18 protein-coding genes and 1 pseudogene are annotated in these 20,821 nt (G+C 66.0%); 15 read left to right on the top strand and 4 right to left on the bottom strand.

The features are described from left to right. The 5 genes from GTP90_RS30405 to GTP90_RS30385 form a co-directional block, all read left to right on the top strand. On the top strand, window positions 1-680 hold a 680-nt coding region (locus GTP90_RS30405; protein ID WP_161087023.1), incomplete at its 5' end, for an STAS domain-containing protein. A 128-nt stretch (window positions 681-808) separates the two neighbouring features. Continuing rightward, the gene (locus GTP90_RS30400) at window positions 809-3,382 is read left to right on the top strand and encodes an ATP-binding protein (protein WP_161087022.1); all 2,574 of its coding nucleotides are present in this window, start codon (window positions 809-811) and stop codon (window positions 3,380-3,382) included. A gap of 43 nt (window positions 3,383-3,425) precedes the next feature. Further along, window positions 3,426-5,630 carry a two-component system response regulator gene (locus tag GTP90_RS30395; protein ID WP_161087021.1) on the top strand — a complete coding sequence of 735 codons (2,205 nt, stop codon included), beginning with the start codon at window positions 3,426-3,428 and terminating at the stop codon, window positions 5,628-5,630. 23 nt (window positions 5,631-5,653) lie between these two features. Further along, window positions 5,654-7,429, top strand: coding sequence for a DUF885 domain-containing protein (locus GTP90_RS30390; protein WP_161087020.1), 1,776 nt, complete (start codon window positions 5,654-5,656; stop codon window positions 7,427-7,429). A gap of 104 nt (window positions 7,430-7,533) precedes the next feature. Further along, window positions 7,534-8,874 (top strand): DUF945 family protein, encoded by a 1,341-nt coding sequence (locus tag GTP90_RS30385; protein ID WP_161087019.1) that lies wholly within the window; start codon window positions 7,534-7,536, stop codon window positions 8,872-8,874. 10 nt (window positions 8,875-8,884) lie between these two features. Here the strand turns inward: GTP90_RS30385 and GTP90_RS30380 are convergent, their stop codons facing one another. The 3 genes from GTP90_RS30380 to GTP90_RS30370 form a co-directional block, all read right to left on the bottom strand. Beyond that, a complete protein-coding gene (locus tag GTP90_RS30380; RefSeq protein WP_254452121.1) occupies window positions 8,885-10,231 on the bottom strand; it encodes a reverse transcriptase family protein in 1,347 nt (448 codons plus the stop codon). A gap of 210 nt (window positions 10,232-10,441) precedes the next feature. Then, window positions 10,442-11,326: an NAD-dependent epimerase/dehydratase family protein gene (locus tag GTP90_RS30375; RefSeq protein WP_161087017.1), complete on the bottom strand. Its 885-nt coding sequence runs from the start codon at window positions 11,324-11,326 to the stop codon at window positions 10,442-10,444. A gap of 108 nt (window positions 11,327-11,434) precedes the next feature. Further along, window positions 11,435-12,124 carry a PEP-CTERM sorting domain-containing protein gene (locus tag GTP90_RS30370; protein WP_161087016.1) on the bottom strand — a complete coding sequence of 230 codons (690 nt, stop codon included), beginning with the start codon at window positions 12,122-12,124 and terminating at the stop codon, window positions 11,435-11,437. Between the two features lie 182 nt (window positions 12,125-12,306). Here GTP90_RS30370 and GTP90_RS30365 point away from each other — a divergent pair, with 182 nt between their 5' ends. Genes GTP90_RS30365 through GTP90_RS30330 form a run of 8 tightly spaced genes read left to right on the top strand, consistent with a single transcriptional unit; the run spans window position 12,307 to window position 17,920 of the window. Continuing rightward, window positions 12,307-13,164 (top strand): urease accessory protein UreD, encoded by an 858-nt coding sequence (locus GTP90_RS30365; RefSeq protein ID WP_161087015.1) that lies wholly within the window; start codon window positions 12,307-12,309, stop codon window positions 13,162-13,164. 21 nt (window positions 13,165-13,185) lie between these two features. Further along, a complete protein-coding gene (locus GTP90_RS30360; RefSeq protein ID WP_161087014.1) occupies window positions 13,186-13,488 on the top strand; it encodes an urease subunit gamma in 303 nt (100 codons plus the stop codon). Window positions 13,489-13,499: 11 nt separating this feature from the next. Further along, a complete protein-coding gene (locus tag GTP90_RS30355) occupies window positions 13,500-13,826 on the top strand; it encodes an urease subunit beta (RefSeq protein WP_161087013.1) in 327 nt (108 codons plus the stop codon). A gap of 1 nt (window position 13,827) precedes the next feature. Next, the gene (gene ureC / locus GTP90_RS30350) at window positions 13,828-15,528 is read left to right on the top strand and encodes an urease subunit alpha (RefSeq protein ID WP_161087012.1); all 1,701 of its coding nucleotides are present in this window, start codon (window positions 13,828-13,830) and stop codon (window positions 15,526-15,528) included. Window positions 15,529-15,530: 2 nt separating this feature from the next. Then, the gene (gene ureE, locus GTP90_RS30345; protein WP_161087011.1) at window positions 15,531-16,034 is read left to right on the top strand and encodes an urease accessory protein UreE; all 504 of its coding nucleotides are present in this window, start codon (window positions 15,531-15,533) and stop codon (window positions 16,032-16,034) included. Next, window positions 16,034-16,714 (top strand): urease accessory protein UreF, encoded by a 681-nt coding sequence (locus GTP90_RS30340; protein WP_161087024.1) that lies wholly within the window; start codon window positions 16,034-16,036, stop codon window positions 16,712-16,714. The genes ureE and GTP90_RS30340 overlap by 1 nt, the downstream gene beginning before the upstream one ends. 13 nt (window positions 16,715-16,727) lie before the next feature. Next, window positions 16,728-17,366, top strand: coding sequence for an urease accessory protein UreG (gene ureG, locus GTP90_RS30335; protein WP_161087010.1), 639 nt, complete (start codon window positions 16,728-16,730; stop codon window positions 17,364-17,366). After that, window positions 17,363-17,920, top strand: a complete 558-nt coding sequence (locus GTP90_RS30330; RefSeq protein ID WP_161087009.1) for a HupE/UreJ family protein — start codon at window positions 17,363-17,365, stop codon at window positions 17,918-17,920. Before ureG ends, GTP90_RS30330 begins: the two co-directional genes overlap by 4 nt. Here the strand turns inward: GTP90_RS30330 and GTP90_RS30325 are convergent. After that, entirely contained in the window at window positions 17,917-18,543 is a 627-nt protein-coding gene (locus GTP90_RS30325; protein ID WP_161087008.1) for a 1-acyl-sn-glycerol-3-phosphate acyltransferase, read from the bottom strand. The genes GTP90_RS30330 and GTP90_RS30325 overlap by 4 nt on opposite strands. 171 nt (window positions 18,544-18,714) lie before the next feature. On the opposite strand from GTP90_RS30325, the gene GTP90_RS30320 reads away from it, so the two are divergent. Together GTP90_RS30320 and GTP90_RS30315 are read left to right on the top strand one after the other, a co-directional pair. Beyond that, the gene (locus GTP90_RS30320) at window positions 18,715-20,088 is read left to right on the top strand and encodes a sigma-54 dependent transcriptional regulator (RefSeq protein ID WP_161087007.1); all 1,374 of its coding nucleotides are present in this window, start codon (window positions 18,715-18,717) and stop codon (window positions 20,086-20,088) included. A 248-nt stretch (window positions 20,089-20,336) separates the two neighbouring features. Beyond that, window positions 20,337-20,821, top strand: a pseudogene (locus GTP90_RS30315) (hypothetical protein); the annotation flags it as partial.

Here is a 20,821-nt window from a genome sequence, read left to right as displayed (position 1 = left end):
CCGCGCTGCTGGCCGCCGCGCTGGTCGCGCCCACCGGCTGGCTGGCGCTGCTGCCGCTGCCGGTGCTGGCCGCGACCATCATCGTCGCCGTGCTCGGCATGCTGGAGCTGGACATCGTGCGCACCGCCTGGCAGTACGACCGCAGCGACGTGCTGGCGTGGGCCGCCACCTGCCTGGGCGTGCTGGCGCTGGGTGTGGAGGCGGGCGTGGTGGTCGGCGTGGCGCTGTCGATGGGTACCCTGATCTGGCGCGCCAGCCGGCCGCACATCGCGGTACTGGGCCGCATCGCCGGCACCGAGCATTTCCGCAACGTCGAGCGCTATCCGGTCGAAACCCGGCCGGAACTGCTGGTGCTGCGCATCGATGCCAATCTGTTCTTCGGCAATATGGAGGCGGTGGCCGGGCGCATCGAAGGCGAGCTGGCCACCCACGCCAGCGCGCGCCACCTGGTGCTGGTGATGTCGCCGGTGAGCTCGATCGACACCACGGCGCTGTACGAACTGGCCGAGCTGAACCAGCGCCTGAAGCGGCGCGGCATCGGCCTGCACCTGGCCGAGGTGAAGGGGCCGGTGCTGGACCGGCTACGCGGCACGGCGCTGTTGCGCGAGCTGAACGGGGAGCTGTTCCTGAGCACGGCCATGGCCTGCGACCATTTGCAAACCGTCAAGGATGTTGCTTGATTGTGTAAAAACTTGCTGAATCTGTAATTTAATCCTTTTGGGCAATAAAATGCATGGACTTCAGGTCGGTTTAAACCTATGATTTAAGCCGAAGCTCCGCAGACTAACCCCAAAAGAATGGTTTTCCGATGTTGGACCGACTTGCCCGCCGCGCAGGAAGAGTATCGATCGCCGTGTTCGTGAGCGTCACGCTGACCGCCGTGGTGACGCTGGTGCTGACGACCTTCGCGCTGTATTTCTACCAGGTCGAACGCGCCCAGCGCTGGGAGCAGCTGCACAAGACACTGGCCAACAGCGCCGACGAGCTGTCCGCCGCCGTGGCGCTGCCGGCCTGGAACTTCGACGAGACCCAGATCGTCACCATCATGAAGAGCGGCTTGAGCAACCGCGACCTGTACGCCAGCGCAGTGGCGCCGGTGGCCAGCAACCATCCCTTCATCATCACCCGCAACGACCAGGCGCAGCTGGTGGCCGCCACCCGCATGCCCGACAATCCCGAGCTGCTGTTCGAGGAGCGGCCCATCGTCGCCGGTGGCCAGAACATCGGCACGATCACCGTGTTCGCCTCGCCGGCCGGCCTGATCGAGCAGCTGCGCCAGCGCCTGTACACCATCGCCGGCATGATCTTCGTGCTGGACGTGACGCTGGTGCTGAGCTTATATCTGCTGCTATGGCAGCTGATCCTCAAGCCGCTGACCACCATCGAACGCTACGCCGCCAACGTCAAGGCCGGCCAGAATCCGGGCGCCTTGCCGCCCACCGACTGGTTCTTCGGCGAGCTGAAAACCCTGAACGGCTCGATCCGCGAGATGGTGCGCCTGATGGACAGCCGTTTCGTCGCCATGCACGCCAGCGAGGAACGCTTGCAGATCGCCAGCAGCGCGGCGGCGATCGGCATCTGGGACTGGAACATCCTCAGCGACGAAGTGGTGTGGGACGAGCAGATGTACCGCCTGCATGGCATCGAGGGCCGCAAGGTGGAGCGGCCGTTCGAGCTATGGCGCAGCATGATGCACCCCGACGACGCCATCCCCACCGAGGCGCTGCTGCGCCAGGCGCTGGAGGGCACGGCGGAATTCGACGTCGAGTTTCGCGTGGTCTGGGCCGACGGCTCGGTCCATTACATCAAGGGCGACGCCATGATCTTCCGCGACGCCGAGGGCCATCCGGCGCGCATGGTCGGCGTGAACTACGACGTCACCGCCAGCCGCGTGGCCGAGCAGGAGCTGCGCCGCCACCGCATTCACTTGGAGGACCTGGTGGCCGAGCGCACCAACGCGTTGTCGGTCGCGGTGCTGCAGGCGCAGGCGGCCAACCAGGCCAAGAGCATCTTCCTCGCGAATATGAGCCACGAGCTGCGCACGCCGCTCAATTCCGTGATCGGCTTCTCGCGCCTGATGGCCGACTCCAAGAACATGCTGCCGGAGGAGAAGCGCAACCTGGCCATCATCCACCGCTCCGGCCAGCACCTGCTCACGCTGATCAACGACATCCTCGAACTGTCCAAGATTGAGGCGGGCCGCGCCAGCCTGCAGACCGAGGTGGTCGGCCTGCACGACATGCTGCAGGAAGTGATGGACATGGTCAGCATGCGCGCCGGCCAGACCGGCGTGGAGCTGGAGCTGGACGCCGCCGGCCTGCCCGCCGGCGCCCGCGTGGACGGCACCAAGCTGCGCCAGGTGCTGTTGAACCTGATGTCGAACGCGGTCAAGTTCACGGGGCAGGGCAAGGTCACGCTGCGGGTGCGCGGCGCGATGCGCAGCGCTTCCCACGGCTGCGAGCTGGAATTCGCCGTCATCGACACCGGCCCGGGCATCTCGCAGGCAGACCAGGCCCGCATCTTCGAACCGTTCATCCAGGCCGACGGCCCCGGTGCGCATGAGGGCACGGGCCTGGGCCTGACCATCTCGCGCGAATTCGTCCAGCTGATGGGCGGCGACCTGACGGTGCAGTCCGTGCCCGGCGCCGGCGCCACCTTCCGTTTCGCGATCACGGTGCAGGTGGCCGACAGCGCGCCCGTCATCGGCGAGGACGACGAGGTGGCCGCGTTGGCGCCGCCCCAGCGCGGGCGCCGCATCCTGGTGGCCGACGACAACGCCGACGGCTGCGCGCTGCTGGAGAACCTGCTGCAGCCGCTGGGCTTCGAGGTGGCGGTGGTGGGCGACGGCGCCCAGGCGCTGGCGATGGTCGACGTCTGGCGGCCGGACCTGGTGTTCATGGACTGGCGCATGCCGGCGCTGGACGGCTTGAGCGCGACGCGCCAGATCCGCGCCAACGCCGCCGGCCCGCAGCCACGGGTGGTGATGCTGACCGCATCCGCCTACGCCGAGGAACGCGAGGAGGCGCTGGCGGCGGGCGCCGATGAATTCATGCGCAAGCCGGTCGAACAGGAGCAGCTGTACGCGGTGCTGGAGCAGCAACTGGGCCTGCAGTTCATGCGCCGCCATCACGGCGCGCGCCAGCCCATGCTGCCGCCGCTGTCGCGCGGCGACCTGGGATTGCTGGACCGGGCGCTGCGCCAGCAGCTCAAGACCGCGCTGCAGGAACTGAACCTGCCGCGCGTGGCGCTGTTGCTGGCCCCCTTGCCGCTGGAGCTGGCGGAGGTGGTCGAGCGCATCGAGCACATGATACGGTTGCACCAGTATCCGCAGCTATGCGGTTTGCTGGACGAGGCGGACAACGAACTGGAGGCGCAAGCCTGACGGGTATATGATAGCGGCAGCAAACCAGGCGAGAGAGTTTTACATGCATCGGGATTTGTCGGAACAACACACCAAGGGCGAAGTGCTGATCGTGGAAGACACGCCGGCCTCGCTCAAACTGCTGAGCGACCTGCTGACGGAAGCGGGCTACTACGTACGCCAGGCGCCCAACGGCGAGCTGGCCCTGTGGACCGCGCAGTCACGCCCGCCGGAACTGATCCTGCTCGATGTGCGCATGCCCGGCATCGACGGCTTCGAGGTGTGCCGGCGCCTGAAGGCGTCGCCGGAACTGAGCCAGGTGCCGGTGATCTTCCTGTCGGCCCAGCATGACACCGACGACAAGGTGCGCGGCTTCGCGCTGGGCGCGGTGGACTTCATCGCCAAGCCATTCCAGGCCGAGGAAATCCTGGCCCGCACCGACGCCCATGTACGGCTGGGCCGCGCCCAGCAGGCGCTGGCGGCCGAGCGCGCGCTGCTGGAGGAACGTGTGGCGGAACGCACCACCGAACTGGCCGCGCTGGCCGCGTCGCTGGAAAAGGAAGTCGAGCAGCGCCGCGCCAACGAGGAATTCATGCGGCTCTCCAGCCAGGTGTTCGAAGCCACGCAGGACGCCATCGTCGTCACCGACCGCGATGGGCGCATCGTCGCCACCAATCCCGCCTTCACGCAGATCTCCGGCTACAGCGCGGACGAGGTGGTGGGGCAGAGCGTGGCCCTGCTGCACGCCGGCGAACCGGATGCCAAGTCCTTCGAGCTGATGGCGCAGTCCATCGTCAAGACCGGCCACTGGTCGGGCGAGGTGCTGGCGCGCCGCAAGTGCGGCGACACCTATCCAGGTTTGCTGAGCGCCTCGGTGGTCAGGGACGAACAGGGCCAGGTGATCAACCATGTGGCGGTGTTCATGGACCTCACCGAGCGCAAGGCCGAGCAGCACCTGATCGACTTCCTGTCCAACCACGACGCGCTGACCGGCCTGCCGAACCGCCTGCTGGCGCGCCAGCGCTTCGAACAGACGCTGGCCACGGCCAAGCGCGAGCACCGCTGCGTGGCCGTCATGTGCCTGGACCTGGACCGCTTCAAGAGCATCAACGACTCCTACGGCCACGACGTCGGCGACAAGGCGCTGCAGGTGGTGTCGAAGTTCCTCAACGAGACCGTGCGCGAGGGCGACATCGTGACCCGCCAGGGCGGCGACGAATTCCAGATCATCGTGCCCGACGACGTCCAGCTGGGCGCGACGATGGCGCTGGCGCAGAAGATCCTGGCCGGCCTGCGCCGCGAGCTGGTGATCGACGGCCAGCAGATCATGGTCACGTCCAGCATCGGCATCGCGGTCAGCCTGACCGACGGCGACAGCTTCGATGAGCTGGTGCGCAACGGCGACACGGCGCTGTTCCGCGCCAAGGAGATAGGGCGCGACAACTACGCCTTCTTCACCGAGCGCATGGACGCCGAAATCCGCGACAAGCTGGCGATCCAGGGACAGCTGCGCGGCGCCATCGCGCGCGACGAATTCGAGGTGCACTACCAGCCGCAAATGTGCCTGAAGACCGGCGCCATGCTGGGCGCGGAGGCGCTGCTGCGCTGGGATAACGTCGTGCTGGGCAAAGTGCCACCGAACCGTTTCATCCCGCTGGCCGAGGAATACGGCCTGGTGAACTCGATCGGCGAATGGGTGCTGGAGAGCGTGTGCGCGCAGATCAAGGTGTGGCACGACCAGGGGCTGGGCGACATCAAGGTGTCGGTCAACCTGGCGGCCGGCCAGTTCGCCAACGACGCCACCGTGCCGTATGTGGAAAACACGCTGCGCAAATTCGGCATCGCGCCGGAGTACCTGGGCCTGGAGATCACCGAAGGCACGGTGATGGGTGATCCGGACAAGGCGGTGGCCGCGTTGCGCCGCCTGAAGGACATCGGCGTCAGCATCTCGCTGGACGATTTCGGCACCGGCTATTCGAGCCTGAGCTACCTGAAGCGCTTCCCGATCGACGTGCTGAAGATCGACAAATCCTTTGTCGACGACGTGACCACCAACGCCAACGACGCGGCCATCGCGCTGTCGGTGATCTCGCTGGCGCACAACCTCAATATGCGGGTGATCGCGGAGGGCGTCGAGACCCGCGAGCAGGTGCGCTTCCTCACCGAACGCGGTTGCGACGAGATGCAGGGCTACTTCTTCAGCCGCCCCCTCAACGGCGAGGCCTTCACCGCGCTGCTGCGCGAACACCGTAATCTGCTGGACATGTAATCAACCCTTCCCATTGGAGTGTTATGGAAAAGAAGTTCAGCGCCGCCATCGCCGGCGCATGCATGCTGTTAGCCGTCACCGCCACACAAGCCGCCCCGGCGCCGGCCGTCAAGCCCGGCCCCGCCGACGCGCAGTTCAAAGCCATCTACACCCAGGAGTGGAAATGGCGCATCAGCCAGAAACAGGAAGAGGACGAGGACGACGACAACGGTGTCTCGGCATCGCTGCCGCGCATCGACGCCGCCACCCAGAAGCAGCGGCTGGCCTACTGGCAGGGCGTGATGAAAAAGCTCGACGGCATTTCGCAGGACAAGCTGTCGGCGCCGGAGCGCATCAACTACCAGGTCTACAAGGCGCAGATTGCCGCGCTGATCGCCGGCCAGGTGTTCCGCGAATACGAGAAGCCGCTCAACGCCGATTCGGCCTTCTGGTCCAACATGGCGTCCGGCGCGCGCAAGCCGCTGGCCAATGAAAAGCAGTACCGCGACTACCTCAAGCAGCTGGCCGAGACGCCGCGCTACTTCGACGAGGAGATGGACAATATGCGCGCCGGCCTGGCGCGCGGCTTCACGCCGCCCAAGGTCACGCTGATCGGCCGAGACTCCTCGATCACGTCCGTCACCGACGCCAAGACCCCGCAGGACACGGTGTTCTACCTGCCGTTCAAGACCATGCCGGCCACCATGCCGGCGGCGCAGCAGGAGGCGCTGCGCGCCGAGGGCGTGAAGGCGATCCAGGCTTACGTGCTGCCGTCGTACGGCAAGCTGCTCAAGTTCATGCGCGAGGAATACGTGCCGAAGGCGCGCACCGAGCTGGCGGCCGAGAGCCTGCCGGACGGTAAAGCCTACTACCAGTCGAAGATCGTCGAATTCACCACCACCTCGATGAGCGCGGACCAGATCCACCAGATCGGCCTGAGCGAAATGGCCAAGATCCGCGGCGAGATGCAGGACGTGATCAAGCAGACCGGCTTCGAAGGCGACCTGCCGGCCTTCCTGCGGTTCCTGCGCACCGATCCGCGCTTCTACGCCAAGACGCCGGAAGAGCTGCTGATGCGCTCGGCCTGGGTGGCCAAGAAATTCGACGGCAAGGTCGGCCAGTACTTCGGCTACCTGCCGCGCCGCCGCTTCGCCGTGATCCCGGTGCCGGACGACCAGGCGCCGTTCTACACCTCGGGCCGTGGCGGCCCTGGCGTCTACCTGGTCAACACCTACAACCTGCCGGCGCGCGCGCTGTACTCGATGCCGGCGCTGACGCTGCACGAATCGGCGCCGGGCCACGCCTTCCAGATGCCGGTGGCGATGGAGCAGAAGGGCCGTCCGCCGTTCCGCAACGCCTACATCTCGGCCTATGGCGAGGGCTGGGCGCTGTACTCGGAGCGGCTGGGCGTGGAGATGGGCATGTACGAAACGCCGTACGAGGTGTTCGGCATGTTGAGCTACCAGGCCTGGCGCGCGGCGCGGCTGGTTGTCGATACCGGCATCCACAGCAAGGGCTGGACCCGCAAGCAGGCGCAGGACTACCTGCATGACAATACCGCGCTGTCGGACCACGAGATCGAGACGGAGGTGGACCGCTACATTTCGTGGCCGGGCCAGGCGCTGTCCTACTACCTGGGCGAGATGAGCATCATCAACGCGCGCAAGAAGGCCGAGGCGGCGCTGGGGTCGAAGTTCGACATCCGCGCCTTCCACGACACGGTGCTGCAACTGGGCTCCGTGCCGCTGCCGGTGCTGGAGGCGCGCATCGACACCTTCATCGCCGAAGGCGGCAAGAGCCCTTATCCCGACCTGGACTAAGCTCTCCCAGATGTAATGGGGGCCGTGACAAAGTGTGTATTTCCGAACCAAGGTGGTTGGGTAGAATCGCGGCCCTACCATAACCACTTTCTTCGGACCGCACGTTGAAAAAATCGATACTCGCAGTAGCCATCGCCGGCGCCTTGCTGGCGCATACCTCCATCCAGGCCGTCGAGCAGATGCCGCCGGCCGTCATACCGGCGCCGGTCGCACCGGCTGCCCGGGTGAAGTCCTCCTTCATCGAGACCGTAGCCGCCGCCGGCAAGGAAATCAGCGCGGCCGTGGGCGCGCAGACGGACACCGTGAAGCGGCTGGAGATTTTTTCGAAACTCGAATTTTCGCCGGCGCTGCGCCCCAAGCTGAAGGAGGTGTTCGGCAACGAGCATATATTCGCGATGCAGCGCACCGCCGGCCCGAAAGGACAGGCCGTTTACGTAGCGAAGCTGGCGCCGCACACGTACCTGGACGAAAATGCGGTGGCGTTTTCGTGGGCCGAATTCAATGCCAGGACCGTCGTCAACAAAGCCGGCACCACGATGGATACCATCGCGACGTGGCCGTCGTTGTCCATCCTCGGCACTTCGGCCAGCGGCACGCTTGAAAAGATGTCGATGGACTTCAAACAGTCGCGCGTGAAGGACGGCCTTTGGTACGGCAACGGCGTGATAAAAGTGGGTTCGGTGGTGGTGCGCGGGACGACGCCGGATAGCTCCGACTTCAAGGAGACCTTCCGGCTGGAAGACATGTCCGCAGCCTTCGGCATCGCGCTCCACGGCAAGAAGGCCGACCTGAACTACGGTTTCTCGATCAAGTCGATCCTGTTTAGTGGCGCGCCCATCGAGCACGCCAATATCGGCCTGCGCGTGGTGAATATGCCGGCGCAGGCGCTGGCGGAGGCCGATCGCGAATTGAAAAAGGTGCAGGGCAGCGGCCTGCCGGAAGATGCCCAGACGGAGCTGATGCTGAGGACCATGAAAGCCTTCGGCAAGAACATGGTGACGAGCGGCGCCAGCCTGGTAATCGACGACATCAGCGCCAGCTATCGCGGCAATACCGCGTCGATCAAGGGCCGCATCGATTTCGACAAGGTGGTGGACGCCGATTTCAGCTCGCCGATGGCATTTGCCAAGAAGATTATCGCGCGCCTTGACGTGCGCCTGCCGGTTGCCATGGTCAACGACGTGGCGCGCCTGATGGGCGCCAAGCAGGTGGATGCGTCGGCGCCCAATGCCGCCGAACAGATCGAGACGGCCGGCAAGAACATCGCCGCCGTGGTGATCGGAAAATTGGTGAACGAAGGCTTCGCGGTGATGGACAAGGGCGAACTGCGCTCGGCCATCGAAATCCGTCAGGGCAAGCTGACCTTCAACGGCAAGGCTGTTCCGCTGCCGGGCGTGCCCGATGGCGACCTGATAAAAGCCTTCGACGCCACGAAGAAAAAGTGAGCGGACTCGCTCAGGCGGGCCACGCGATGGCGTCGAACAGGCGCTTCAATTTAAGCGCCCGGTTCGCGTTGACCATCGCGACGTAGGAAATCCTGCCGGCCAGGTAGGCGCGGAAGTTGGGATGGCTGTCGCGGTTCTGGGTGGCCTGCCCATGCCGCGCGCAGTTGGTCAGCGTGGCTTTGAGCCTCTCGTATTCGTCGCGCGCGATGTTGGGATGGGCGTTGACGACCACGCCCGTCACCTGCTGGCGCGTCCCTTCGCGCATCAGCCGCGTTTTACGGGGATGAATGCGGAAGCCTTCTTCGAGCGCGATCGCGGCGATCTGGATATGGAAACGCTCCGCGGTGCGCGCAAAATCCTGATCTCCTGAAAACGCCAGGTCGTCGGCATAGCGGCTGTACGACGCGCCCAGCGACTGCGCCAGCGCTTGCAGGCGCATGTCGAGCCGATAGGCGCACAAGTTGGCCAGCGCGGGCGAGCAAGGGGAGCCTTGCGGCAAATGGTGCGACTTCAGGGCCTGGCGCTCGGCCCACGGCAGCGAGCCGCCTTCCATTGGATCGCTGAACACGCCGCGCGGCGCGCGGTTGACGCAGATTCGCGCCAGCGTTCCGGCGACGGTCGGCGAATAGCCCAGTTTTTCAAACAGCGCGTGGATGCGTGAGTATTGGATACTCGGGAAGAAATCCTTCAGGTCCATGCGGATGACGATGCGCCGGCCCGCATGCAGCGCGGCGTGCGTGACGCAGGAGCGCCCACGCCGGAAGCCATGCGCGGCCGGATGCGGCGGCAAGCGGTCCAGAAGCTGACGGAGGATTTTTTGCTGGATGTGCCGCAGCCGCGCCTTGGGGATCTCGATCAGGCGCAGGCCGCCGCTGCGCTTCGGCACCCAGCGATAGCGGTAGTGCTGCAGGCGCGATTGCTGGCTGCTCTCAACGCGCCATTGGTCGGCGAACCAGTCCAGCGCATCCACCGGTTCGTCCAGCCACGCGGCCAGCGCGCCCACCGTGGGCAGTTCCGGCAGCGCCAGCGCGGCGGACCACTCGTCCTGCGGCGGGCGTACCGGCAGGTCGACACAGTAGCGCCGCACCGCCGGCAGTGCGATGACGGACCGCTCCGCGTTGTCGTCGCCGCCGCCGTCGTGGCCGAGAAGGTGCAGCAGGATGTCCGCGATCTCGCGCCGGCTGAAGTAGTGGAAGTTCCGGCCAGTCCGTTCGCTGAGCGCCGCGCATAGCTTCGGCGCCCATGGCTGCGGTGCGCCGAAAACGCGGCTGCATGCCGCAATCAGCTTGTCCACGCTGCCGTCCGAAGCCAGCATCGTATCGGCCAGCGCCAACGCGGTAAGTTTTGCGATCGTCATGCGTAGTGAAAGGAGCGGAGAGCCTTCAACGAGTCTCGTGATGCGTGAGCTGTCTTGCGCGGTAGCGCAACGGGGCTCAGGCGGCGAAATGCTGAACATTAAAAATCCCACGGGGTAGCCCCGTAGAGGCTGTCCCTGCCGAAGCAAAGACAGGCCGGCTTGAAGGATCCGCCCCGCCCACACGGTAGCGGAATTTTATTTAAAAAGCAATCACTGCTTGGCGATCCATTCAAACACCGACGGACCATGCGGCTTCCAGCCCAGTTGCGTGCGCGCCCGCTGCCCTCGCACGCGGCTGTTGGAGCCCAGCCCATAGGAAGCCATCTCGTAGCCCCATTCCTCCTTGGCCTGCTCCAGCGGCCAGTCCTGCGGGTCGCCCAGGTCCAGCGCGCGGGCGATGGCCGCGCTCATGTCGCGGAACGAGGCCTCGCCGCTTTCGACGAAGTAGAACGCGCCGGCCTCGGTCTTTTCCAACGCCAGCAGATACAGGTCGACCACGTCGTCGATGTGGACATTGGACCAGATGTTCAAACCGCGCCCCACATGGCGCACGATGCCGCTCTTGCGGGCCTGCTTGATCAGGCGTGGCAGCTGCACGCTGTCGCGCGGCAGCGCGCCGTCGCCGTAGATCAGCGTATTGCACAGCACCGCCGAGCGCACACCTTTGCCGGCGGCGGCCAGCACCAGGTCATCGATGGCGACGCGCGCGGCCTTGTCGGCGGTGGGGGCGGGGAGTTGGTCTTCGAAGTAGATGCGGTCCGTGGCCTCGCCGCCGGAGGCGTCGCCGACGATGCTGGAACCGCTGGTGTGCAGGAATACCTTGCCGCTGCCGGCCAGCGCATCGACAAAGGCTTCCACGGCGGCGCGGTTGTCGCTGCTGGCGGCGTTGATGACGGCGTCCGCCGCCTTGGCCTGGGCGATCAGCAGGTCGCGGTCGTCGAGGGTGCCGGCCACGCCGGTCACGCCGATCGAAGCCACTTCCTGTAGTTGTTCCGGGTTGCGTACCAGGCCGACCACCTGATGGCCTGCGCGCACCAGGCCCGCTGCGATGGAACCGCCGATAAAGCCTGCCGCGCCGGTGACGAATATTTTCATGCTGTGCTCACGTAATCAGTTAGGGGAGCAAACAGTATGGGGACGGGCGCCGCGCCCAAACAGGCCGCGCGGCGCAAAGCTCCCTTGATTACGGCGCAACGATCAGGCTTAAGCCTTGCGCTGTTTGCGCTTGGCGACCACGCCCAGCAAGGCCAGGCCGCCCAGCAGCATGGCGTAGGCGTCGGCTTCCGGCACCGGTGCGGCAGCCACCGCGAAGGACAGGTTGTCGGCATAGCCGTCGTTGTACGAGCCGGCGTTGCGGGTCATGGTCAGCGTGATGCCGACATTGAGCGCGCCGACCGGGATGTAGCCTTGCGTGTCGCGCAGCAGAAGACCTGTGTGGTTGCCGCGCTCCGAATTGGAGACGGGACCCAGGCTGGCGCTGGACAGCACGGCGCCGCCGCTGCCGAAGAAGGTGGCGGTCAGCGTGGCGTTGTCGTTCTGCGATTCATAGCCGCCCAGCCAGGCCGACAGGTCGTAGCGCGAGGCGCCGGTGTTGATGGCGGTGCTCAGCGCCGACAGGTCGATGGTCTGGCTGGCGGTGGACTTGGCGTTGCTGTCGCCGCCAGCGAAGAAGTAGGTGCCGCGGTCGGACGGACCTGGATCCGAAGGGAAGGGGAAGCCGCCGCTGGCGCCGTATTTGACGACGCTGAAGGCCGAAGTGGTATTCCAGCCAGTGGTATTGCCGGTTTCGGCGTTACCGTTGGCGATCAGGTTGGCGCCGAAGCCGGTGGCGTGGGCGGCCGGAGCCAGTGCCAGGGCAACCGCCGCAGCGGCTGCAAAAGTCGAGAAGCGCATTGCTTGTCCTTGATGGGAAATGAAAAATGGTGCTTATTTTACAAGCAAAAAAGACAAATGTAAAACATGATGCGCCATGCATGCACCGTTATGGTGCGCAAGGCTCTCTTTGGTGCGAAATAAGTCCTTACATCGCCTGTGGCGCGTGATTCGGCTGGCATGACGATTGCATTACGTTAGCCATGCCCGATACCACCGCATCCAGAGAACTCGCCGCCGGCCCTGGCGCATGGCAGGCCAGCCTCACGCTCGGATTTGCCGACGACGGCGGCACCACGCGCCTGTTCGACAACCGGCACTATGGCCCGCTGCGCGTGCAGAAGGCGCTGTACCCGGAGGACGCCAAGGTGTGCCATGCCATCGTCGTGCATCCGCCGGGCGGCGTGGTGGGCGGCGACCAGCTGGCGATCAATGTCGGCGTCGGCGCGCAGGCGCATGCCTTCATCACCACGCCGGGCGCCGCCAAGTGGTACAAGGCCAACGGCAAGGTCTCGCGCCAGCACGTGCGCCTGGCCGTGGCCTCTGGCGCCGCACTCGAATGGCTGCCGCAAGAGACCATCTTTTTTGATACCGCTAACGTGGCGCTGGACCAGCACATCGAGCTGGCCGAAGGCGCCACTTACATCGGCTGCGAAATCCTTTGCATGGGCCGGCGCGGCTCGGGCGAGAGCTTCAACACCGGCACCGTGGCCCAGCGCAGCAGCATCCGCCGCGACGGCAAATTGATCTGGTGGGAGCAGGGCGCGATGCTGGGCGGTCGCCTCGACAGCCCGCTGGCGCTCAACGGCAGGACCGTTTGCGCCACGCTGATCGCGGCCGGCAAGCCGCTGCCCGCCGCCGTGCTGTCCGAGATCCGCGCCGATATCCAGGCCGACGGCGAGCACGTTTTCGGCGTTACGCAAACCAGGGGCGTGCTGGTGGCGCGCCACCTGGGCGACGACAGCGAAACCGCACGCCGCCTGATGCTCACCGTCTGGCGCCGCCTGCGCCCGCACCTGCTGGGCCGCGCGGCCGTCACGCCGCGCATCTGGCAAACCTGAAAGACAAAACTGAGAAACGCCATGGACCTGACACCAAGAGAAAAAGACAAACTGCTGATTTTCACCGCCGGCATCGTCGCGGAACGCCGGCTCGCGCGCGGCTTGAAGTTGAACTACCCGGAAGCGGTGGCGCTGATCACCTGCGCCATCATGGAAGGTGCGCGCGACGGCAAAGCCGTCGCGCAGCTGATGTCCGACGGCACCCGCATCCTTACGCGTGCCGACGTCATGGAAGGCATCCCCGAAATGATCCCCGACATCCAGGTCGAAGCGACGTTCCCCGACGGGAGCAAGCTGGTGACCGTCCACAACCCCATCCCGTAAAGGAGATCGCCATGATCCCAGGTGAATACATGCTCGAAGAGGGCGAGATCGGCCTCAACGAAGGCCGCGCCACCGCGACCGTCGTGGTGACCAACCAGGGCGACCGGCCGGTGCAGGTCGGATCGCATTTTCATTTTTTTGAAGTCAACACGGAGCTCAAGTTCGAGCGCTGGCAGGCCTACGGCATGCGCCTGAATATCGCCGCCGGCACCGCCGTCCGTTTTGAACCGGGCCAGCAGCGCACGGTGGAACTGGTGAAGCTGGGCGGTGACCAGAAGGTGTTCGGCTTCAATGGCAAAGTAATGGGCAAGCTGGACCCCAATCCACCTAAAGGCTGACATGGTTACAATCTCGCGCCGCGCCTACTCGGAAATGTTCGGCCCCACCAAAGGGGACCGCATCCGCCTGGCCGATACCGAACTGTTTATCGAAATCGAACACGATTTCGCCACCTATGGCGAGGAAGTCAAATTCGGCGGCGGCAAAGTGATCCGCGACGGCATGGGCCAGTCGCAGCGCGTGGCCGCCGACGTGATGGACACGGTGATCACCAACGCGGTGATCGTCGACCATTGGGGCATCGTCAAGGCCGACATCGGCCTGAAAAGCGGCATGATCGCCGCCATCGGCAAGGCCGGCAATCCGGACATCCAGCCGGATGTGACGATGGCCATCGGCGGCGCCACCGAGATCATCGCCGGCGAAGGCATGATCGTCACCGCCGGCGGCGTGGACACGCACATCCACTTCATCTGCCCGCAGCAGATCGAGGAAGCGCTGATGAGCGGCGTGACCACGATGATAGGCGGCGGCACCGGGCCGTCCGCCGGCACCTCGGCCACCACCTGCACGCCGGGGCCGTGGCACCTGCACGCGATGCTGGGCGCGGCCGACGCCTTCCCGATGAACCTGGGCTTCCTCGGCAAGGGCAATGTGTCGCTGCCGGAGCCGCTGGAGGAGCAGGTGCGCGCCGGCGCCATCGGCCTGAAGCTGCACGAGGACTGGGGCAGCACGCCGGCCGCCATCGACAACTGCCTGTCCGTGGCCGACCGCATGGACGTGCAGGTCGCCATCCACAGCGACACGCTCAACGAAGGCGGCTACCTGGCCGACACGCTGGCCGCGTTCAAGGACCGCACCATCCACACCTTCCACACCGAAGGCGCGGGCGGCGGCCATGCGCCGGACATCATCGCGGCGGTGGGCGAATCGAACGTGCTGCCGTCGTCCACCAACCCAACCCGCCCGTTCACCGTCAACACGCTGGACGAGCACCTGGACATGCTGATGGTGTGCCACCATCTTGACGCGGCCATCGCCGAGGATGTGGCCTTCGCCGAATCGCGCATCCGCCGCGAGACCATCGCCGCCGAGGACATCCTGCACGACATCGGCGCGATCTCGATGATGTCGTCCGATTCGCAGGCCATGGGCCGTGTCGGCGAGGTGGTGATGCGCACCTGGCAGACCGCGCACAAGATGAAGGTGCAGCGCGGACCCTTGGCGCCGGATTCCTCGCGCAACGACAACTTCCGCGTCAAGCGCTACATCGCCAAGTACACGATCAACCCGGCCATCACGCACGGCATCTCGCACGCGGTGGGCTCGCTGGAGGTGGGCAAGATCGCCGACCTGGTGTTGTGGAAGCCGGCCTTCTTCGGCGTCAAGCCGTCGACGATTTTGAAGGGCGGCATGATCGCCGCCGCGCAGATGGGCGATCCGAACGCCTCGATCCCGACGCCGCAGCCGGTGCATTACCGGATGATGTTCGGCGCCTTCGGCGGCGGCTTGAAGAAGTCGTTCACCTTTGTCTCGCAGGCGGCGTTCGACGCCGGCATCGGCGAGCAGCTCAAGCTGAACAAGACGCTGATCGTCGCCAAGAATATGCGCTCGCTGCGCAAGTCCGACATGATCCACAACGGCGCCACGCCGAAGATGACTGTCGATCCCGAAACCTATGAAGTGCGCGCCGACGGCGAGCTGCTGGTCTGCGAAGCCGCGGCCGTGCTGCCGATGGCGCAGCGCTATTTCCTGTTCTGACCATGCTGACACTGCACACAAAGATACCCCACGCCGACGCCATTGCCGCGCAACTGGTGCTTCCATATGAATTGCGCGAGAAGTGCCGCCTGCGGGCCACGCTCGATACCGGCGAGGACGTCGCCGTGTTCACCGTGCGCGGCACCGTGCTGCGCGACGGCGACCTGCTGACCGGCGAGGACAAGCGCGTCATCAAGGTGGTGGCCGCGCCCGAGCCGACCTACAAGATCACATGCGTCGACGCCCACACCTTGCTGCGCTGCGCCTTCCATCTGGGGAACCGCCACACGCAGGCGCAGGTCGGCGACGGTTTCCTGCGCATCCGCGCGGACGCGGTGCTGAAGGAGATGCTGGCCGGCCTGGGCGCGACGGTGGTGGAGGAGAAGGCGGCCTTCGAGCCGGAGTCCGGCGCGTATGGCGGCGGGCACTCGCACCATCACGACGGCAATCCGCTGGCGCCGATTCCGCTGCGGCAGAAAATCCACCGGCCCGGCGATACGGCATGATGCAGGCCTCCGCGCTGCTCAATCTCCTGCAATTCGCCAGCCCGGCCTTGCCGATCGGCGCGTACAGCTATTCGCAGGGGCTGGAGGCGGCGCTGGAAACCGGCATCGTCCGCGACGCCGCCACCGCGCGCGCATGGATCGTGCGGCATCTGCACGAGGTGGTCGCGCAGTGGGAGGCGCCGGTATGCTGGCGCCTGATGCAGGCCTGGTCGCGGCGCGACTGGCGCGCAGCGGCGGAATGGAGCGAACGATTCATCGCCTCGCGCGACAGCGCCGAGTTCCGCGCCGAGACCATCCAGATGGGCTATTCGCTGACCAAGCTGGTGGCGGAACTGGGCTTTGTCGACGCCGAGATGCTGGCGCGGTTACAGGGCGAGGCGGAAGTCGCGTTGCCGACCGCCTTCGCCTGCGCCGTCGCCGCGCTGGACATCCCGCACGACGCGGCCTTGCTGGCGATGCTGTTCGCCTGGACCGAGAACCAGGTGCTGGTGTGCGTCAAATCCGTGCCGCTGGGGCAGGTGGCGGGCCAGCGCATTTTGCTGTCGCTGCGGGCCGACATCGAAGCGGCCGCGCATCACGCGCAGACCGTCGCCGACGACGATATGTGCAACTGGGCGCCCGGCCTGTCGCTGCTGTCGATGCAGCATGAAGTGCAGTACAGCCGTTTATACAGATCCTGAAAAGAGAACCAACATGACATCAACAACTTCCAATCCCCTGCGCGTCGGCATCGGCGGTCCGGTCGGCTCCGGCAAGACCGCCCTGTGCGAGATGCTGTGCAAAGGCATGCGCGATCATTTCGACATGGCCGTCATCACCAACGACATCTACACCAAGGAAGACATGGAGATCCTGCTGCGCGCCGATGCGCTGCCGGCCGAACGCCTGATGGGCGTGGAGACCGGCGGCTGTCCGCATACGGCGATCCGCGAGGACGCGTCGATCAACCTGGAAGCCATCGCCCGCATGCAGGCGGACTTTCCCAATCTTGACCTGATACTGGTCGAATCGGGCGGCGACAACCTGGCCGCCACCTTCAGCCCCGAGTTGTCGGACCTGACGATCTACGTGATCGACGTGGCCGGCGGCGAAAAGATCCCGCGCAAGGGCGGTCCCGGCATCACCCGTTCCGATCTGCTGATCATTAACAAGACCGACCTGGCGCCGCACGTCGGCGCCGACCTCGATGTGATGGCGCGCGACGCCAGGCAGCAGCGCGGCAAGCGGCCATTCGTGTTCACCAATCTGCGCAGCGGCGACGGCGTGGCCGCCGTCATCAATTTCATCCGCGAGCAAGGACTGCTCGGCCAAACCCCACAGGAGATCCAATGAAGCACAAACGCATCGCGGCGGCCGCCGCACTGATACTGGTCAGCGCCGTCGCGTCGGCCCATCCGCAGGGAGGCGGCGCGCATACGCACGGCTTCTTCGACGGTTTCGTCCATCCGTTCACCGGCCTCGATCACTTGCTGGCGATGCTGGCGGTAGGCATGTGGAGTGCGCGCCAGTCCAACGCGCAGTGGCTGCCGGCCACCTTCCTAGGCATGATGCTGGTGGGCGTGCTGACCGGCGTGGCGGGGCTGGCGATTCCCGGTCTGGAAACCGGCATCGCACTGACGGTGGCGCTGATGGGCGTGTTGATCGCGGTGGCGGCGCGCCTGCCGGCCGCGCTGGGCGCGTTGATGGTGGGTGTGTTCGCGCTCCTGCACGGTAACGCGCACGGCCACGAACTGCCCGAGGCGGCAAGCGCCATGGGCCTGCTGGCCGCCAGCGCGCTGCTGGTCTACGGCGGCAGGATGTTGGGCCGCATCAGCCCCGCGATGGCGCTGAAGCTGTCCGGCGCGGCGATCGCCGCCACCGGTGTGATGCTGGTGACTGTGGCTTAAGCCTGGTCGCGCGGATCGGCGCGGCGCTCCTGCAGCACGATGGGCGCCGCGTTCTTCGGATACAGGCCCTGGTGGCCTTCGAAGCCGGCGCGGATGGCGGCCATGTCGGCCTCCTGGTCGCCGGTCAGGAACACGTGGTCGACCAGGCCCAGCGTCTTGTTCGGATAATCGATATACACCAGCACCAGCGGCACCTTGGCCTCCAGCGCCAGATGATAAAAGCCGCTCTTCCAGTTCGGGCGATAGCCGCGCGTGGCTTCCGGCGTGATGCCGACCCAGTACCAGCCGGCCGCGTTCATGCGCTGCGCCTGCAGCTTGATGGTGCCGCTCGGCGTGCCGCGTTCGACCGGCTCGCCGCCCAGCGCGCGGAACCATTTGCCCAGCACCGGCAACTTGAACAGCGAATCCTTGGCCAGCCAGCGGAACGGCAGGTTCAGAGCCCATTTGCCGAACAGGCCGACCATGAAGTCCCAATTGGACGTGTGCGGATAAATCACGCAGATGCCGCGCGGGCCGGGCAGCGGGCGATACAGCATGCGCCAGCCGAACAGGCCCAGGACGCGCAAGGCGGTGCGCTGGCTCCAGCTCGGCAAGTCCGCCGGCTTCAGTTGAAAATCGCTCATGTGATGCTCCTGTCTTTGTTTTTAACTTATTTTCACTATTGACAGGCTGGCATATCCCTCGTCAAAAAAACTGCGCAGGCATTCTATATTGATGCCGATGCCGCGGCAAGCTCCTTGTGTTGTCTTAAAAGACAAGCTTGAACTTATCCCATCTTTCCTCGTCCAATCCGGATGACGAAAAAAAACCTACTTTGCCTGGCGGTCGGCAGCACCGCCGTACCGGAGACTATCAACGCCGCAGTGGAGGAATGGGAGGTGTATGAAGCGGTCACGCTGGCCGAGGCGCGCCGCCACCTGAAGGCGCGCCCGCTGGTGCTGGGCGTGCTGCTGGTGGAGGCGCACGACGAGCCGCTGCGTGCCGCGCTGGACGACTTCCTGCACGAGCACTGGCATATGCACTGGGTGGCGGCGCTGCACGCGCCGGCGCTGGAGTCGCCCGCGTGGCGGCAGCTGGTGCACGACCATTGCGGCGATTATCACACCTGGCCGCTGGACATCGAACGCCTGCGGCAGACGCTGGGCCATGCCTACGGGCTGGCGACGCTGTGCCGCGCGCCGCCGGCTCCGCGCCACGGCAGGCAGGAGCCGGCGTTGACGGGGCAGTCGGCCGCCATCGCCAGGCTGCGGCGGCAGATCGGCAAGGTGGCCAACGCCAGCGCGCCGGTGCTGATCTGGGGCGAAAGCGGCAGCGGCAAGGAGCTGGCGGCGCAGGCCGTGCACGCGCACTCGCCGCGCCGCGACGGCCCGTTCGTGCCCATTAATTGCGGCGCCATCCCGGCCTCGCTGATCCAGTCCGAATTGTTCGGCTACGAGCGCGGCGCCTTTACCGGCGCGGCGCGCGAGAAGCGCGGCCTGATCGAAACCGCGCAGGGCGGCTCCATCTTCCTCGATGAAATCGGCGACCTGCCGATGGAGCTGCAGGCCAACCTGCTGCGCTTCCTGCAGGAGAAGACCATCTATCGCCTGGGCTCCACGCGCAGCATCGCGGTCGATGTGCGGGTGATCGCGGCCTCGCACGTCAACCTGGCGCAGGCGGTGGAGCGCGGCGCCTTCCGCGAAGACCTGTATTACCGGCTCAACGTGCTGGCGCTGGACGTGCCGCCACTGCGCGAACGCCGCGAGGATCTGCTGCCGCTGGCCGAGCACTTCTTCAATGCCTATGCCAGCGAACGGGCGCCGCATGTCAAGGGCTTCAGCGGCCGGGCGGCGCAGGCGATGCGCGACTACGACTGGCCCGGCAACGTGCGCGAGCTGCTCAACCGCGTGCGGCGCGCGATGGTGATGGCGGAGGGAAGGCTGATCCTGCCGCAGGACCTGGGCCTGGGCAGCGGCCGCGCGCCGGCCGAAACGGCGCCGCTGGACGACGCCCGCATCCGCGCCGAGCGCGACGCCATCGACGCCAGCCTGCTGCGCGCCGGCCGCAACATCACGCTGGCCGCGCGCGACCTGGGTGTATCGCGCATGACGCTGTATCGCCTGCTGGCCAAGCACGGCATCCGGGCACCGTCGCGCGCCTGTTACACCCCGTCGCCGGCATCGAAATAGGGGCTGGCGCCGGCGCGTTAGGCATGCTGGCGCGGCCTTGCTGTCACACCGGTGTGACGGATAGCGGCCCGCGATGTGCCGCAGCGTCCGCAAGCGGCGTGGGGGTGCCGGGGAATAGTCCAGTGTTTTCAACAGTTTGCGTGCGCGGCGCGGAGGGTGGCACCAAGCTTGCGAAAGAGGGGGGGCTGGGAGATCGGTCCCCTGGCACCATTCGATTAACCGTACACCTTGTTAGGTAGGGAGCAGCTATGAAGAAAACTCTGATCAGCGCGGCGATCGCGCTGGCGTTTGGCGCAAGCGCGGCTTATGCGCAAACCACCACGCCGCCGACGGCCACCACGCAGTCCGGCGCCGGGGCGCACGCAAGCGACACCGCCACGGCGGTCCAGGACAGCAGCAACAGGAACAACAATAACAACAGCACCGGCGGCAGCGCGGCCAGCCAGATCGGCGCCGCCGCCGCCAACAACGGCGGCACGGCCACCTCGTCGCTCAGCAACGCGTACAACACCTCGTCGGCCAACGCCATCAGCACGCTGACCGGCACCGTCAGCGGCAACACCGTGCATGACATCGGCAACCGCGCCAGCAACAGCGCCGGCAGCATGGGCGGTACGGGCTATGGTGGCGTGGGCGGCGGGGCCAGCGGAGGTGCCGCGACCGGCACCGGCGGCTACGGCGGCGACAGCTATGGCGGCAACGGCGCGGCCGGCGGCATGGGCGGCAACGCCAC

The organism is Duganella vulcania, from assembly GCF_009857655.1.
Classification (GTDB): Bacteria; Pseudomonadota; Gammaproteobacteria; order Burkholderiales; family Burkholderiaceae_D; genus Rugamonas; species Rugamonas vulcania.
The sequence above is the reverse complement of the archived record's forward strand: the minus strand, read 5'-3'. Positions and strand labels throughout refer to the sequence as shown.